The organism is Streptomyces tamarix (genome assembly GCF_032423885.1).
Taxonomy (GTDB): Bacteria; Actinomycetota; Actinomycetes; order Streptomycetales; family Streptomycetaceae; genus Streptomyces; species Streptomyces tamarix.
Genome location: NZ_JAWCTQ010000117.1, coordinates 1 through 388, shown reverse-complemented (window position 1 = coordinate 388; position 388 = coordinate 1). Strand labels below are relative to the sequence as shown.

Sequence of the window (388 nt, the reverse complement as noted above, 5' to 3'; positions counted from 1 at the left end):
TGCTGTTCGCCACCCCCACCTTCGCCGGGTTCGCCAACGCGATCATGCCGTTGCAGATCGGCGCCCCCGACGTGGCCTTCCCGCGGCTGAACATGTTCTCCTACTGGCTGTTCCTCTTCGGCGGCCTCATCGTCGTCAGCGGCCTGCTCACCACCCAAGGCACCGCCGACTTCGGCTGGACCGCCTACACCCCCCTCAGCGGCAAAGAACGCACCCCCTACCTCGGCGGCGACCTATGGATCATGGGCCTGGCCCTGTCCGGGTTCGGCACCATCCTGGGCGCGGTCAACTTCATCACCACCATCATCTGCATGCGCGCCCCGGGCATGACCATGTTCCGCATGCCGATCTTCACCTGGAACGTGCTGCTCACCTCCGTCCTGGTCCT

1 protein-coding gene is annotated in these 388 nt (G+C 65.7%); it reads left to right on the top strand.

The window, feature by feature from the left end:
- Positions 1-388 (top strand): cbb3-type cytochrome c oxidase subunit I (locus tag RND61_RS32530; protein ID WP_315881766.1); only part of this gene is annotated, 388 nt, incomplete at both ends.